The organism is Streptosporangium sp. G11, from assembly GCF_051192615.1.
GTDB lineage: Bacteria > Actinomycetota > Actinomycetes > Streptosporangiales > Streptosporangiaceae > Streptosporangium.
Genome location: NZ_JBPJUQ010000006.1, coordinates 240,943 through 255,782, shown reverse-complemented (window position 1 = coordinate 255,782; position 14,840 = coordinate 240,943). Strand labels below are relative to the sequence as shown.

Annotated in this window: 10 protein-coding genes, 4 tRNA genes and 1 riboswitch; of the genes, 7 read left to right on the top strand and 7 right to left on the bottom strand. The window is 70.7% G+C overall.

Translation table 11 applies throughout. The features are described 5' to 3' along the window. Window positions 1-39: 39 nt before the first annotated feature. Window positions 40-510 (top strand): hypothetical protein, encoded by a 471-nt coding sequence (locus ACSDR0_RS09325; RefSeq protein ID WP_435288352.1) that lies wholly within the window; start codon window positions 40-42, stop codon window positions 508-510. A gap of 307 nt (window positions 511-817) precedes the next feature. Here the strand turns inward: ACSDR0_RS09325 and ACSDR0_RS09320 are convergent. The 5 genes from ACSDR0_RS09320 to ACSDR0_RS09300 all read right to left on the bottom strand — a co-directional run bounded on the left by ACSDR0_RS09320 (window position 818) and on the right by ACSDR0_RS09300 (window position 3,527). After that, window positions 818-889: transfer RNA gene (locus ACSDR0_RS09320), tRNA-Val, on the bottom strand. Between the two features lie 13 nt (window positions 890-902). After that, window positions 903-974, bottom strand: a tRNA-Gly gene (locus tag ACSDR0_RS09315). A gap of 73 nt (window positions 975-1,047) precedes the next feature. Next, window positions 1,048-1,118: transfer RNA gene (locus ACSDR0_RS09310), tRNA-Cys, on the bottom strand. A 25-nt stretch (window positions 1,119-1,143) separates the two neighbouring features. Next, window positions 1,144-1,215 (bottom strand) — tRNA-Gly (locus ACSDR0_RS09305). Between the two features lie 89 nt (window positions 1,216-1,304). Further along, on the bottom strand, window positions 1,305-3,527 hold the full coding sequence (locus tag ACSDR0_RS09300) for an N-acetylmuramoyl-L-alanine amidase (RefSeq protein WP_435288351.1): 2,223 nt from the start codon (window positions 3,525-3,527) through the stop codon (window positions 1,305-1,307). A 153-nt stretch (window positions 3,528-3,680) separates the two neighbouring features. On the opposite strand from ACSDR0_RS09300, the gene ACSDR0_RS09295 reads away from it, so the two are divergent. The 6 genes from ACSDR0_RS09295 (at window position 3,681) to ACSDR0_RS09270 (ending at window position 12,058) form a co-directional block, all read left to right on the top strand. Further along, window positions 3,681-3,956: a hypothetical protein gene (locus ACSDR0_RS09295; RefSeq protein ID WP_435288350.1), complete on the top strand. Its 276-nt coding sequence runs from the start codon at window positions 3,681-3,683 to the stop codon at window positions 3,954-3,956. A 43-nt stretch (window positions 3,957-3,999) separates the two neighbouring features. Further along, entirely contained in the window at window positions 4,000-5,820 is a 1,821-nt protein-coding gene (gene glmS, locus ACSDR0_RS09290; protein WP_435288349.1) for a glutamine--fructose-6-phosphate transaminase (isomerizing), read from the top strand. Window positions 5,821-6,044: 224 nt separating this feature from the next. Next, on the top strand, window positions 6,045-7,064 hold the full coding sequence (locus ACSDR0_RS09285) for a tripartite tricarboxylate transporter substrate-binding protein (RefSeq protein ID WP_435288348.1): 1,020 nt from the start codon (window positions 6,045-6,047) through the stop codon (window positions 7,062-7,064). Between the two features lie 4 nt (window positions 7,065-7,068). Next, window positions 7,069-7,269: riboswitch (cobalamin riboswitch) on the top strand. Between the two features lie 116 nt (window positions 7,270-7,385). Continuing rightward, complete coding sequence (locus ACSDR0_RS09280; protein ID WP_435288347.1) at window positions 7,386-9,758, top strand: ribonucleoside-diphosphate reductase subunit alpha; 2,373 nt, start codon at window positions 7,386-7,388, stop codon at window positions 9,756-9,758. Window positions 9,759-9,813: 55 nt separating this feature from the next. After that, complete coding sequence (locus tag ACSDR0_RS09275) at window positions 9,814-10,809, top strand: ribonucleotide-diphosphate reductase subunit beta (protein WP_435288346.1); 996 nt, start codon at window positions 9,814-9,816, stop codon at window positions 10,807-10,809. A 91-nt stretch (window positions 10,810-10,900) separates the two neighbouring features. Then, window positions 10,901-12,058, top strand: coding sequence for a mechanosensitive ion channel family protein (locus ACSDR0_RS09270; protein ID WP_435288345.1), 1,158 nt, complete (start codon window positions 10,901-10,903; stop codon window positions 12,056-12,058). Window positions 12,059-12,082: 24 nt separating this feature from the next. Here ACSDR0_RS09270 and ACSDR0_RS09265 read toward each other — a convergent pair whose 3' ends face one another. Continuing rightward, window positions 12,083-13,282 (bottom strand): DUF5685 family protein, encoded by a 1,200-nt coding sequence (locus ACSDR0_RS09265; RefSeq protein ID WP_435288344.1) that lies wholly within the window; start codon window positions 13,280-13,282, stop codon window positions 12,083-12,085. 294 nt (window positions 13,283-13,576) lie between these two features. Continuing rightward, window positions 13,577-14,803: a glucose-1-phosphate adenylyltransferase gene (gene glgC / locus ACSDR0_RS09260; protein WP_435288343.1), complete on the bottom strand. Its 1,227-nt coding sequence runs from the start codon at window positions 14,801-14,803 to the stop codon at window positions 13,577-13,579. Window positions 14,804-14,840: the final 37 nt, after the last annotated feature.

Below are 14,840 nucleotides of genomic sequence, written 5' to 3'. Positions count from 1 at the left end.
CCCCCGGAAAGCGGGAGACGGCTGAGAAGGGATGGCTGAATGCGCGGGCCCACGAAGACGATCCTCCTCGCCGCGGCACTGTCGATCGGAGGGATCATCGTCAATCCCGCGCACGCGGCCGCCTCGGCCCCCGGCCCGGAGCGGGTGTGCGGCTCCGGCTTCGCCCGGGTCGCCCACAGCAAGCAGGCCGCGAAGACCCCCTCCGGAAAGGTGCTCGGCCACGTCTACCTGCTGTACAACCGCAGGACCGGCTACAACTGCGTCATCACGATCAAGACCTCGAACGTCGGCGTCGCCACCTTCGTCTCGGCCACGATCACGACGCAGAAGCGGGGGGCGTACTCGACCGGGGGCGGCAAGAACGAGGGCCGGCAGGTCAAGCACTACCTGGGCCCGCTGAAGGTCTACGGCAAGGGCCGGTGCGTCAAGTACTCCGGCACGATTTGGGATGACGGGCGCGGCGCCGCCGTCGCCACGGCTCGCTGGAAGTCCTGGGGCGACTGCGGCTGAGCCGGGTTCGGTGTTCGGCCCGGTGAGACCGGGCCGCGCCGGAGGTTCGCGCCAAGATCCGACGTCGGAACGCGCGGCGCGACGGCGGCGCTCGGCGTTTCGCCCGGAAAGGAGCCGGGGGCTCCGGTGGCGATCGCCGAAAAACCAGTGGGTGTCGCCGACCGGCGAACCGCGCCTGTCGCAAGGGGCCAGGGCGCCCGGCAAAGCTCACCTGAACGCGGCGATGTCCTTCGACGAGGTGGAGGGCGACAAGCGAAAGGCCAGATCCGTGATCTCCGGATCTGGCCTTCGAGCTGGTGAAGCCGGGTGGACGATACAGGGATTGAACCTGTGACCTCTTCCGTGTCAGGGAAGCGCTCTCCCGCTGAGCTAATCGTCCTCGGGTGAATCAGAGCGGAAGACGGGATTCGAACCCGCGACCCTCACCTTGGCAAGGTGATGCTCTACCACTGAGCCACTTCCGCGTTTCGCTTCGGGTTTCCCCTCGGCGCTCGCACTACTTTACCGGATCCCGGAGGGTCCGATGGTCGTGCGTTGAGGTGGAGACGGGATTTGAACCCGTGTAGACGGCTTTGCAGGCCGTTGCCTCGCCTCTCGGCCACTCCACCGGTCAGGCCCCTGAGGACCCGCCGGAGCGGAAGACGGGATTCGAACCCGCGACCCTCACCTTGGCAAGGTGATGCTCTACCACTGAGCCACTTCCGCGTGACCCCGGGAAACGGCTCCGGGGCACGTGAAAACTCTAGCGCCTCCACAGGGCGGATGTGCGCAACGAGCCGGGCTGCCGAAGATCTTCATCTGGTGACCGGCTGGACGTCGGAGGCCCGGACGAACATGATCCGGTGCCCGAACTGGATCTGCCGGTAGCGGATCCCGCCCCTGACGACGCGGTGTTCGGACGGGTCGAAGGCGGCCGCCCTGAGGTACGAGCCCCGCGTCGTCATGTCGGAGCTGTACGCCTGCCCTGCGGGTATCGAGTACTGCAGCGGGGTCAGGGTCTGCACGGGGACGCCCGAAGGGTAGGCGGGCGCCTTGGGGTAGGCCCTGCCGTACACCTTGATCGGGGAGCGGCCCGGCCTGGGCGTCACCAGGGGGCCCGACGCGCGTACGGAGGTGGGGGCCGCGGCCGGGTCGTGGAACCACGCCTTCTGGCCGAGATACCAGATCGCGGTCCAGTCGCCCCTGCGCTCGGCGAGGGCGTACCGCTGGCCGGTGGAGGCGCGGGCGGCGTGGTCGTAGACGCTGTAGGTGGAGTCGCCGGTGGGGTGCTTGCCGACGTCCTTGACCAGCGGCGCGGTGAGGGAGGGGCGCGTGCGCAGCCAGACCGAGGCGGCGCCCGGGCCGCGGCACCCCCCGGTACAGCCGGTGAATCCCGGGTTGTTGGTGCCGTAGTCGGGCCTGATCAGCACCGAGCGCGCGGCGTCGCCGCCCGAGGCGCGCAACGGTTTGCCGAGCAGCTCGAAGTAGTGGCCCCAGTCCCAGTAGGGGCCGGGGTCCTCGTGCATGCCGCCGACGGTCTCCGGGGTGGTGCCCGGCACGTTGTCGTGTCCCAGGATGTGCGCGCGGTCGAGGGGGATGTCGTACTTGGCGGCGAGGTGGCGGACCAGCCTGGCCGACGCCAGGTACATCGCCTCGGTGAACCAGGCGCCGCCCCTGGCCAGGTAGCCCTCGTGCTCCAGGCCGATGGAGCGGGAGTTGACGTACCAGTTTCCGGCGTGCCAGCCGACGTCCCTGGCCCGCAGGTGCTGGGCGATGTGGCCGTCGGCGGAGCGGATGGTGAAGTGCCAGCTCAGGTAGTCGGGGTTCTTGACCAGGCGGGTCATGGCGTCGTAGCTCGTCTCCCCGTCGTGGATCACGATGTAGTCGATCCTCCGGGGGCCGTCGGAGCGGTCGTGGTTGCCGTACCCGCCGCCGGGGAGCCGCTTGTAGGCGGCGGGGAGCCACTCGCAGGAGACGTTTCCCGGGCAGTCGGGGCCCGGCGCGGGAGCGGGGGCGGGCCGCTTGGGGAGCATCATGGCGATCTTCGTGACGGGCGTGGGCGCCGGGGTGGGGCCGGGCTTCCCGGCGGGCTCCGTGGCGGGCACGGACTCGGGCGGGGACGCGGGAACGGACGCGGGTGCGGTGGTGGTGGCGGGTTCTGTGGCGCGCACGGCGCGCACGGTGGCCGGGGCCGGGGCGGGCGCGGGGACGAGGGCGCGGCGCTGCGCTGTCGGGGCGGGGGGCGCGGCGGGCGGCCCGGAGGGGGCCGGTGGCCTGGACGGCCTGGAGGGGGTGGACAGGTCCGGTGTGGCGGGGAGGGCGATCCGCTCGCCGTCGTCGGTCACGCGTGCGGCACCGGTCCTGATCGTCGCGTAGACCTCGTCGGCGAAGGACAGCGCGGCCTCCTTGCCCGCCGCGCCCTCCTCCCGGGTGCCGGGGTAGCGGGCCACGGCGTCGTACCAGCCCGCCGGGTCGTCGTGGAGGCTCCCGCCGGTACGGCGCTGGTAGTCGGCGAGCAGCGCGGCGCCGCCCATGATGTTGGCGGAGGCGTCCTCGCGCAGCCGGTCGGGAGACAGGCCGGTCAGCTCCGAGGCCCGCCGCAGGGTGTCCTCCGGCGGGTCCGTCGCGACGGGCGGAAGGGTGATCACGCGGGGCCGGGTCTCGTCGCCGCGCGGGTCCTCGCCGACGCCGTGGGGCCGCCCGGGTTCGGCCCGGCCGTCGACGAGGTGCATCGGACCGTACCCGGCGGAGACGCTGGGCAGCCCGCCGTGGCCCTCCCAGCGGGACTCCAGGTAGGAGACCGCGAGCAGCACGCTCTCCGGCACCCCGTACGTCCGTGCCGCCTCGGTGAAGGCGGCCTGCCTGCCGGACCGCGGCCTCGCTCCCGTCGCCGTGCCGGGCGGTGCCGTGGTCCTGGAGATGGCCGGGTGCGCCGGGAGCCGCGCCGGCCGATCCCCGGGGCGTGCCGCCTCCGCCGGGACGACCGAGGCCAGGATGGCGAGAGCGGCGACGACGGTGACCCCCGGCAGGCGGCGCATAGCGGTTCCTCCCCCTCTGGCGACTACCTAGAGTTATCAGAGATTACCGATTGTCGCGCATTGTGGCGGGGTTGAGATGTTGAAGAGATTCTTTGCCCGAAATCGGGCAGGAAACTTGGTGAGTTCTCTCCTGGATGCGTATGGTCCTGCTCTGTGTCCACGGCGCGGAATCCGCATGAGGATCTGATCACCCACCTGATCCGGACGAGCGCGCTCGGTCCGGGCGAGGCGGCGCGGGTCGTTGCGGACGTGCTGGCCTACTTCTCCGAGCCCGCCGACGAGTTCGTCCGGCGGCGTCACACGGAGCTCAAGGCCAGGGGGCTGGTCAACGACGAGATCTTCCCCAGGGTGGCCGCCGAGCTGGCGATGCGCCGTGTCGCGGCACCCGAACTCTCCCTGCGACAGCTTCGCCGGATCGTCTACGGGTAGCGGATGACGGCACCTCGATCGTTTACGGATAAGGAGCGGTTACATGTGCGGAATCGTGGCCTATGTAGGGCCCAAGGACGCGGCACCCATCCTGCTGGAGGGCCTGCAGCGTCTTGAGTACCGGGGCTACGACTCGGCCGGTGTGGTGGTCTCCAACAAGGGCCTCAAGATGCGCAAGGTCAAGGGCCGGGTGGCCGACCTGGCGGCGGTCGTGCCCGCGCGGTTCAAGGGCGGTCTGGGCATCGGCCACACCCGCTGGGCCACCCACGGCGCGCCCAGCGACGTCAACGCCCACCCGCACCTGTCCACCGACGAGCGCATCGGCGTCGTGCACAACGGCATCATCGAGAACGCCGACGAGCTGCGCGCCAAGCTGGAAGCCGACGGCGCGATCTTCCTGTCGGAGACCGACACCGAGGTGCTGTCGCACCTGATCGCCCGTACGGTCAAGGAGGCCGACTCGCTGGAGGAGGCCGTGCGGACCGCGCTCAAGCGGGTCGTCGGCACGTACGGGATCGCGGTGATCGACTCCGAGCGTCCCGGCGAGGTGGTCGTGGCGCGCAACGGCAGCCCCATCGTGCTGGGCATCGGCGAGAAGGAGATGTTCGCCGCGTCCGACGTCGCCGCGCTGGTCCGCTACACCCGTCAGGTGGTCCACCTGGAGGACGGCGAGATCGCCGTGCTGCGGGCCGACGGGTTCAACACCTTCGCCAGCGACGCGCGGGAGACGGCCAAGGAGACGCTGACCGTCGACTGGGAGGCCGGGCACTACGACACCGGCGGCTACGAGCACTACCTGCTCAAGGAGATCTCCGAGCAGCCCGACACGGTGGCCAGGACGCTGCGCGGACGTCTGGACGACCGCTTCCACATCGCCCACCTGGGCGGTCTCAACATGGACGCGCGGGAGACCCGCTCGTTCCGCCGGGTGAAGATCATCGGCTGCGGTTCCGCCTACTACTCCGGGCAGATCGGCGCGCAGCTCATCGAGGAGCTGGCGCGCATCCCGGCCGACGCGGAGCCGGCCAGCGAGTTCCGCTACCGCAGCCCGGTGGTGGAGGCCGACACCCTCTACGTCGCGATCAGCCAGTCGGGGGAGACCTACGACACCCTCGCCGCGGTGCAGGAGCTCAAGCGCAAGGGCGGCAGGGTGCTCGGCATCGTCAACACCGTGGGCAGCGCGATCGCCCGCGAGTGCGACGGCGGCGTCTACCTGCACGCGGGTCCCGAGGTCTCGGTGGCGAGCACCAAGGCGTTCACCTCGACCGCCGTGGCCTTCGCGCTGATCGCGCTGCACCTGGGCCGGGTGCGTGACCTGTCTCCCGCCGACGGCCGCAGGATCTGCGACGGCCTGCGGAGGCTGCCGGACCAGATCAAGGAGATCCTGGCGCTGGAGCCGCAGATCGAGAAACTGGCGGGCAAGTACGCCGAGTCGCCGAGCATGATGTTCGTGGGCCGGGTCAGGGGCTACCCGGTGGCCCGCGAGGGAGCGCAGAAGCTCAAGGAGATCTCGTACGTGCACGCCGAGGCGTACCCGGCCAGCGAGCTCAAGCACGGGCCGCTGGCGCTGATCGGCCCGGACATGCCGACCGTGGCGATCGTCCCCGACGACGAGCTGCTGGACAAGAACCTCACCACGCTGGGCGAGATCCGCGCCCGGGGCGGCCAGGTGCTCATGGTGGGCCACCGCACGGCCGATCCCAAGCTGGCCGACGACTGCGTCGTGGTGCCCAAGAACGAGACCGAGCTGGACCCGATCCTGCTGTCGATCCCGCTCCAGCTCTTCGCCTACCACGCCGCCGTGGCGCTGGGACGGGACGTCGACAAGCCCAGGAACCTGGCCAAGAGCGTCACGGTGGAGTAAATACCCCGCCCTGCCCCTGCCCCCGCCCCCGCCCCCGGCACCGGTGCCGGGGGCGCCGTGTGCTCCCTCGGACTCCCGTGAGGCGGTCATCCGCGATGTCCGGTGCTCGATGCCCGGCGGCTCGTGTCCGGCGGCGGGCGGAGTTCGGGCAGACCCCGCTTAATCACACAAAGTGATGGAGAAGTAACCTATGGTATAGGGGCTTCTTGGGGGAAGGGGCGCTTATGCGCCGTAGGGGGTTTTTCGCACTGGCTGCGGGGGTCGTGGTCGCCGCGGGTTGCGACGCGGACGGCGGCGCCGACGCGACGGTGAAGCGCCTGTTCGTTTTCGAGCCGATCGCCGACGGCCACGGCTGGGACGGGATCGCGGGCAGGCTGGCGACCGTCCTGGTCCAGTCGGGACTGGCGCGTACCGCCATGGCCGTCGAGCGGGCGGGTGCCCTGGGCTCGGCCCCGCGCGACGCGTTCGGCGTCTTCCGGGGCCCCTTCGCGCGCGAGGGCAGGCTGCTCGTCACCGCGATGCCGATGGTGGCCGCCGCGGAGATCGCCAACACCGCCGCCGTGGTGAACGCCGCCACCCCCCTCGCCCGCCTGGTCGGCGACTGGGCGGTCCTGGTCGTCCCCTCCGGCTCCAACCTGCGGACCTTCGAGGACTTCGCCGCGCGGCTGCGCCGGAACCCGGCGGGGCTGGCGGTCGGCGGCCGGTCGGAGGGCGGTTCCGACCACGTGCTCTACGGCATGATCGGCAAGTGCCTGGGGGTGGACACCCGGCTGCTCGAGTACGCCGGATACCTCGCCCCCGAGGACGCCGCCGAGGCGCTCCAGGTCGGCCGGGTGGCAGCCCTGCTGGGGTCGGCGCGCGCCCTGCGGCCCGAGATCGCGGCGGGCCGTCTGCGCCCCCTGGTGGTCTCCTCCGGCGGCCGGATCGACGGGATCGACGCGCCGACGCTCATGGAGGTCGACGTCCGGCTGGAGTACAGCGACTGGTGCGGCCTGCTGGGCCCCAAGGGCATGAGCCCGGGGGACCGGGACGCCGCGATCGCCCTGTGTGACAGGATCGACGCCGCGCCACGCTGGCGTGCCCTGTGCGCGGCCCACGGCTGGAGCCGGGTCTATCTCAGCGGCGACGAGTTCCGCAAGTGGCTCTCCACCGAGACGGCCCGCACCCGCGGTGTGCTTCACGAGCTCGGGTTGTTGAAGTCCTCCGACACAACCTGTTGGGGTAGTTGCGTCAGGCGCCCCTAGATGTAGGATCCTGCTCGTTGCTGGTTCGCCCCGCGGGGGGCGAGGCAAGAGGGAACCCGGTGAGATTCCGGGACTGCCCCGCAGCGGTGAACGGGAACGAAAGCCGTCATTGAGCACTGGGCGAACCATGCCTGGGAAGCGACGGCCGGTAGGCATGCGCAGTGCGCCCGTGAGTCCGAAGACCTGCCGGTGACGTGATTGTCCAGGGCCTCGTGGGAGGGTCCGCGGAACGAGGCGATCCGGCGTGCCCGGGATCGCTCGCGGACGCGTGCCCATCCGGCGAAGCCGTACGGGGAAGTTCGAGCGAGCGAGGGGCACCACGTGACACAGGCATTGGCGGAGACCGCGGCGGGGAGCGCGGCGGAGACCGCGGCGGAGAGCACCGTGGCGACCGCGACGGGAAGCGCGGCGGGGAGCACGGCGGCGACCGCGAACGACGGCGGCGACACCGGCGGTGTCGCGAGCGCGGTGAGCGCGGCGGACGACCGCAGGCTGGCCATCGACGAGGCGGCCGCCCGGGTGATCACCGATCCCGGCAACTCCCGGGTCGCCGCCGCGATGCTGGCCGAGCTGATCGCCGACGAGGCCGCCGAGCACGGCGTCCGCCGTTTCTCCGAGTCCATCGCCGCGACCCACGAGGCGGGATTGATCCAGGACGGTCTCGCTGAGTTCGTGGCCGCCCACGCCGGAGTCCTGGACGCGATGGTCGATCCGGAGGCCGACGCCAGGTTCGAGTACTTCGGGCTGCGCACCGTCTACGACCGCTACCTGCTGCGCCACCCGCGGACCCGCAAGGTCCTGGAGCGCCCGCAGCACTTCTTCCTCCGGGTGGCCTGCGGCCTGTCCGAGACCGTCGAGGAGGCCGCCGAGCTGTACGCGCTCATGGCCACCCTGTCCTACCTGCCCAGCTCGCCCACGCTGTTCAACTCCGGCTCCCGCAGGCCCCAGCTCTCCTCGTGCTTCCTGCTCGACTCGCCCCGCGACGAGCTGGAGTCCATCTACGAGCGCTACGGTCAGGTCGCGCGGCTGTCGAAGTACGCGGGGGGCATCGGGATCGCCTGGACCAGGGTCCGCTCGCGGGGCTCGCTGATCCGGGGCACCAACGGCCACTCCAACGGCATCGTGCCCTGGCTGCGCACGCTCGACTCCAGCGTCGCCGCGGTCAACCAGGGAGGCCGCCGCAAGGGCGCGGCCTGCGTCTACCTGGAGCCCTGGCACGCCGACGTCGAGGAGTTCCTGGAGCTGCGCGACAACACCGGCGAGGAGGCCCGCCGCACGCACAACTTGAACCTGGCCAACTGGATCCCCGACGAGTTCATGCGCCGGGTCGAGGCCGACGGCGTCTGGTCGCTGTTCGACCCCAAGGAGGTGCCGCACCTCACCGACCTGTACGGCACCGCGTTCGACGACGCCTACCGGGCCGCCGAGGCCGAGGGCAGGTTCACCCGGCAGATCCCCGCCCGCGCCCTGTACGGGCGGATGATGCGGACGCTCGCCCAGACCGGCAACGGCTGGATGACCTTCAAGGACGCGGCCAACCGGACCTCCAACCAGACGGCCAGGCCGGAGAACGTCATCCACCTGTCGAACCTCTGCACCGAGATCCTGGAGGTCACCGGCGACGGCGAGACCGCCGTCTGCAACCTCGGCTCGATCAACCTCGCCGCCCACCTGTCCGCGGACGCCGGGAGCATCGGGGACGCCGGGAGCGCCGGGGACGCCGGGAGCGCCGTCGACTGGGTCAGGCTGCGCGCGACCGTCCGTACCGCCGTGCGGTTCCTCGACCGCACCATCGACCTGGGTTTCTACCCGACCCCCGAGGCGAGGGCCGCCAACCAGAGATGGCGCCCGATCGGGCTCGGCGTGATGGGCCTGGCCGACGTGCTGTTCACGCTGCGGCTGCCGTTCGACTCGCCGCGCGCCCTGGAGCTGTCCACCCGGATCTCCGAGGAGATCGCGCTCGCCGCCTACCGGACCTCCTCCGACCTGGCCGTCGAGCGGGGCCGCCATCCCTCGTACGAGGAGACCAGGGCCGCCGCCGGGGTGCTCCACCCCGACCACTACGGGGCGGCGAGGTCGAAGGAGTGGGCGGAGGTCAGGGAGCGGGTCGCCGGGACCGGCCTGCGCAACTCGCTGATGATCGCGATCGCGCCGACGGCCACGATCGCCTCCATCGCGGGCTGCTACGAGTGCATCGAGCCGCAGGTCTCCAACGTCTTCAAGCGTGAGACCCTCTCGGGGGAGTTTCTCCAGGTCAACCGCTATCTCGTCCGCGACCTCCAGGCCCGCGGCCTGTGGACCCCGCTGATCCGCGACGCCATCAAGCGCGCCGACGGCTCCGTCCAGGACATCCCGGAGATCCCCGCCGACCTGAAGGCGCTCTATCGGACCGCCTGGGAGCTGCCGCAGAAGGCGCTGATCGACCTGGCCGCCGCTCGCACCCCGTACATCGACCAGTCGCAGTCGCTGAACCTCTTCATGGCCACGCCGACCATCGGCAAGCTCTCCTCGATGTACGCCTACGCGTGGAAGTCGGGCCTCAAGACCACCTACTACCTGCGCTCGCGCCCGGCCACCCGGATCGCGCAGGCCACCGTGGCGGCGCCGGTGGCGCAGACGGTCGTCGACACGGCCTTCCAACTGGCCGTCGCCTGCTCCCTGGAGAACCCCGAGTACTGCGACGCCTGCCAGTAGCCGTCCCGGTTCCTCGAAAGGTTTCCCCGAAAGCTCTCGGAAAGGCAGTTTCCCGATGTTGCTCGACCCCGGCATGGATCTCACCCTGCGGCCGATGCGCTACCCCGAGTTCTACGAGCGCTACCGGGCCGCGATCCGCAACACCTGGACCGTCGAGGAGGTGGACCTCACCTCCGACCTGGCGGACCTGGCGAGGATGACGCCCGAGGAGCGCCACCTGATCAACCGCCTCGTGGCGTTCTTCGCCACCGGCGACTCGATCGTGGCCAACAACCTCGTCCTCAACCTCTACCAACACCTCAACGCCCCCGAGGCGCGCCTCTATCTCAGCAGGCAGCTGTTCGAGGAGGCCGTGCACGTCCAGTTCTACCTGACCCTGCTGGACACCTACCTGCCCGATCTGGACGAGCGGGTGAAGGCCTTCGCCGCGGTCGAGCACATCCCCTCGATCCGGGACAAGGCGGAGTTCTGCTTCCGCTGGATCGACTCGCTCGGCGGGCTGACCCGGCTGGAGACGCGGGAGGACCGGCGGGCGTTCCTGCTCAACCTGATCTGCTTCGCGGCGTGCATCGAGGGGCTGTTCTTCTACGGGGCCTTCGCCTACGTCTACTGGTTCCGTTCCCGGGGCCTGCTCAGCGGCCTGGCCACCGGGACGAACTGGGTGTTCCGCGACGAGTCCATGCACATGGAGTTCGCCTTCGGCGTGGTGGAGACCGTACGGGCCGAGGAGCCGGACCTGTTCGACGACAAGCTCGCCGAGCAGGTCACCCGGATGATCGAGGAGGCGGTGGCGGCCGAGCTGGCCTTCGCGGCCGACCTGTGCGGCGACGGCCTGCTCGGGATGAGCGTGGACCAGATGCGCCTGTATCTGGAGTACGTGGCCGACCAGCGCCTGGTCAGGCTCAGGATGCCCGTCCGGTACGGCACGGCCAACCCGTTCGCGTTCATGGAGCTGCAGGACGTGCAGGAACTGGCCAACTTCTTCGAACGCCGGGTTTCGGCCTACCAGGTGGCCGTCGAAGGGAATGTCACCTTCGACGAATCCTTCTGATTAGGTGGTGATCCAGGAAAGAGAACGACGAGGATGAAAGACGTCGAGGAGGACGCCTCAAGTGTCCGGCTGGATCATGATGATTGCTTCCGTGGCCGCCGCCGTCGTGGCGGTGGAGGTGGTGCGACGGGTGCTGCGCTCGCGGCTGATCGGTGAGAAGTGGGTTCTCGCCGGTCCGCTCATGCGCCGCTGCACCTGGCCGGGGTTCGCCACGGCAGCCGTCGTGACGGCCTACACCGCCTACGAGCCCGGCATGGTGGCGACCTCGGTCGGCCGGGTGGTCTATCGCGGTCTCGGCCTGGCGATGATCGGGTGCGTCACCTGGCTGTTCATCCAGGCCGCCTTCGCGATCACCGACGTGGTGCTGGAGCGGCTGATCACCGTCGAGGGCGAGGCCAACCGCAGGGCCCGCCGCATCCGCACCCAGATCACCCTGGTCCGCCGGGTCGCCTCGGCGGTGATCATCGTGGTGGCGATGGGCGCGATGCTCTTCACCTTCCCGGAGGTGCGGGCGCTCGGGGCCGGGCTGCTGGCCTCGGCCGGAATCGCCGGTGTCGTCGTCGGTATCGCCGCCCAGTCGACCCTGGGCAACATGCTGGCCGGGCTCCAGCTGGCCTTCAGCGACGCGCTCCGCCTGGACGACGTCGTCGTGGTGAAGGGCGAGTGGGGTCGAATAGAGGAGCTCAGCCTGACCTACGTGGTGCTGCGGCTGTGGGACGAGCGCCGGCTGGTCCTGCCGGTCTCCTACTTCACGACCAACCCGTTCGAGAACTGGACCCGGCACAGCAGCCGGGTGATCGGCCACGTGATGATCAGGGTCGACTGGTCGGTGCCGGTGGAGGAGCTGCGCACCGAGCTCTACCGGGCCCTGCGCGAGCACCCGCTCTGGGACCAGAAGGACTGGATCCTCCAGGTCACCGACACCCTGCCCAACGGGCTGCTGGAGCTGCGCGCCCTGATGAGCGCCGCCGACTCCGCCAGCGCCTGGGATCTCAAGTGCGACATCCGCGAGCACATGGTGGCCTTCATCCGCGACAGGTATCCCGAGGCGCTGCCCCGCTTCCGGGTCGAGACCCCGCCTCCGTCCGCGACCGTTCCCGGGACCCCGCCCCCGCCCCCGTCCGCGACCGTTCCCGGGACGCTCACCGGGCTGACGGGCTCGGGGCTGATGTCGCGGGGCCTGGGCGGGGACCCCTCGGAGCAGGACGGCTCCCGCGAGCGGGACGGCGACCGGCGGGATCCGGTCTGAGGCGACGGGCCGCGTCCCGGAGTCTCAGGCGCCACAGTCGCAGGCGCATCCGTCGCACTTGCCGCAGCACTTGCAGCAGTCACAGCACCCGCTGCATCCGTCGCATCCGCTGCAGCCGTCGCACCCCCTCAGGTAGCAGCGATCATCCCAGTCCTTCCGCCTCAGGGAGCTCCACCGGGGCCGCCAGACCCCGCAGGTCAGCAGGGTGCCCACCCCGGCGGCCGACTTGCGGACGAATCCCGGCCGCTCGTAGGAGTGGCCCGTCTCCCCGGGGCGGGACGACGTCTCGTGGTCGTGCGCTCCGGGGGAGTGGCCGTGCTCCCCGTGCTCCCCGTGCGGGCGGGCGCACGCCTCGCGGGAAGGAGCGTGGTCCGGGCCGGAGGCGTGGCGGAACGTCCTGTCCACCGCCCGCCGCACCTCGGTGCCCAGCAGCACGTCCACCAGGTGGCGGTCGGCCAGCTCCAGCTCCAGCAGCGCCAGCTCCAGGCCGTGCGCGGCGTCGTCGCACAGCCGCCGCGCCTCCCGCACGGAGGTGCCGGTGGCGGTCAGCGGGTTGAACGCCCCCCGGGCGGCGTCCTCCTCCCGGTCCTCCACGGCGTCCAGCAGGTGGGCGATCCGGCCGAAGAACCGGCCCGCCTCGGCCAGCGCCGCCGCGTTGCCGGGGGTGCCCGCGAGCGTCGCGGTGTACGCGAACGCGGCGGCGACGGCCTCCTCGGTGGGGCCGGTCAGCTCCAGCAGCGTCACTCCCGAGGCGCTCTCCAGCTCGATCTGGCGTTCGGCCGTCGAGGCCAGCGAGGCGGTGTCGAACCCGATACCGGCTCCCATCCGGGCCCCGGCCGCCTCCCAGCGGGCCGCCAGCATCCTGCGCGCCGTGGCGGTGCCCGGCGCGGAGTCGCCGTCGGCCACGTGGTCGCGCAGCTTGCCCGCCGCGAGGACCAGCGACACCGTGGCGGCCAGCCGTGCGCCCCCGGCCCGCGCGTCCACTACGTCCGCCGGGCGGAACCCGCGCAGCGCGCAGGGTCCGGCGGCCCGGTGCGGGGAGCTTGCCGGGCCCTGCGCCTCGGCCAGCACCGAGATGATCAAACCGTCGTAGTTGGTGGCGAGCCGGGCCGCGTGCCCCTGCCCGTCCCTGAGGGTCAGGCACAGGCCGCACAGATGCGCCATCCAGGCCCGGTGCAGCGTCGGGCAGGAGTGCTCGCCGCAGGGGCGAATGATTCCGAACATGGCGATCTCTCGTACTTGGGGGGTTTGTCCGGGAAGCTGTGGAACGTACCAGGGGAATCTATCCCGTACGGATCAAGAAGTCGCCATGGGGAGCGCGGGACGGCGATGACGGTTACCAGATCACTCGGCGACCCATCGGCGCCGGTCCGCGCCCCGCGCGCCCGCGTGGCGCCGGCGGCCTCGGCGAGGCGTCCGGTCCCGCCGTGGTGGCGGGACCGGAGACCAGGGGCCGGGGACCGGAAACCGGAGCCGGAGACCGAGGGCCGGAGACCGGGGATGGCGGGCGGGCCCGGGTCAGCGTTCGACGATCTCGTTCTTGCCGATGACGACGATGCCGCCGCTGGTCACCGCGAAGCGGCTGCGGTCGTACTCCAGGTCGAAGCCGATCCTGGCGCCGTCCGGGATGATCACGTTCTTGTCGACGATGGCCTTGCGGACGATGGCGCCGCGGCCCACCTTCACGTTGCCCATCAGGACCGAGTCCTCGACGTGGGAGTGGGAGTGCAGCACCACGCCGGGGGAGAGGATGGAGCGCTCCGCCAGCCCGCCGGAGACGATCGCGCCCGCGGAGACCAGGGAGTCGACCGCCCTGCCCACCCGGTCGCCGTCGTTGTGCACGAACTTGGCCGGGGGCAGCGGGTCGTGGCCGGTGTAGATGGGCCACTGGCTGTTGTAGAGGTTGAAGACGGGGTGCGCCGATATGAGGTCCATGTGGGCCTCGTAGTAGGCGTCGAGCGTTCCGACGTCCCTCCAGTAGCCCCGGTCGCGCTCGGTGGAGCCGGGCACGATGTTGTCGGCGAAGTCGTACACCTCCGCGCTGCCCGACTTGACCATCATCGGGATGATGTTGCCGCCCAGGTCGTGCTTGCTCGTCGGGTCGAGCGCGTCCTCCCTGAGCGCGTCGATCATCGACTGGGTCTTGAAGACGTAGTTGCCCATCGACGCGTAGACCTGGTCGGGCGCGTCGGGCAGCCCCACCGCGTCCTTCGGCTTCTCGCGGAAGGCCGTGATCTTGCGCCCGGCGGGGTCGGTCTCGATGACCCCGAACTGGTCGGCGAGCGACAGCGGCTGCCGGATCGCGGCCACGGTCACCTCGGCTCCGCTGTCGATGTGCTGCCGCACCATCTGCCGCGGGTCCATGCGGTAGATGTGGTCGGCGCCGAACACGATGACGTGGTCGGGCATCTCGTCGTAGATGAGGTTCAGGTTCTGGAACAGCGCGTCGGCGGAGCCGGAGAACCAGTGGGGGCCGAGGCGCTGCTGGGCGGGAACCGGCGTGACGTAGTTGCCGAGCATCGCCGACAGGCGCCATGTCCGGGAGATGTGCCGGTCGAGACTGTGGTTCTTGTACTGCGTCAGCACGACGATCTGGAGGTAGTGACCGTTGGCGAGATTGGACAGCACGAAGTCGACGAGCCGGTATATCCCCCCGAAAGGCACCGCGGGCTTCGCTCGATCAGCTGTCAGAGGCATCAGCCTCTTACCTTCTCCACCGGCGAGCACGATCGCGAGGACTCTCATAGATGGACCCTAACCTGATGAACAGGGATGAAACACT